This is a genomic window from Arthrobacter sp. MDT2-34-1 (assembly GCF_059091365.1).
The window spans coordinates 1-422 of record NZ_JBNHGO010000158.1; the positions used below are offsets into that span (position 1 = coordinate 1).

Annotated in this window: 1 protein-coding gene; it reads right to left on the bottom strand. The window is 66.1% G+C overall.

Going from position 1 to position 422, the window contains the following annotated elements; all coding sequences use genetic code 11:
- Positions 1 to 56: 56 nt before the first annotated feature.
- A partial coding sequence (locus AC5RVV_RS18160; RefSeq protein WP_494002732.1) for a carboxyvinyltransferase occupies positions 57 to 422 on the bottom strand: 366 nt, incomplete at its 5' end.

Genomic DNA, 422 nt, shown 5'->3' on the forward strand with positions numbered 1-422 from the left:
GGCGGCGAGCACGGCAAAAGTTGCGCGCGGCGGACGGCTTTGGCTCATCGGTCCCCTCAGGCTGCCGCAGAGGCTGCGATATCGAAGTCCGCCCCCAGGCCTGCCAGCTTGTCCTGGAACCTCTCGTAGCCCCGGTTGATGAGTTCGATGCCGGTGACCCGGGACGTGCCCGTGGCAGCCAGGGCGGCGATCAGATGGCTGAATCCCCCGCGCAGGTCCGGCACGTCGATATCGACGCCCTTGAGCTGGACCGGCCCCGAAATGACGGCCGAATGCAGGAAGTTACGCTGGCCGAAGCGGCACGGCACGCTGCCGAGGCATTCACGGTGGACCTGGATATTGGCCCCCATGCGGATCAGCGCCTGGGTGAAGCCGAAGCGGTTCTCATAGACCGTCTCATGCACGATCGAGACACCGTCGGC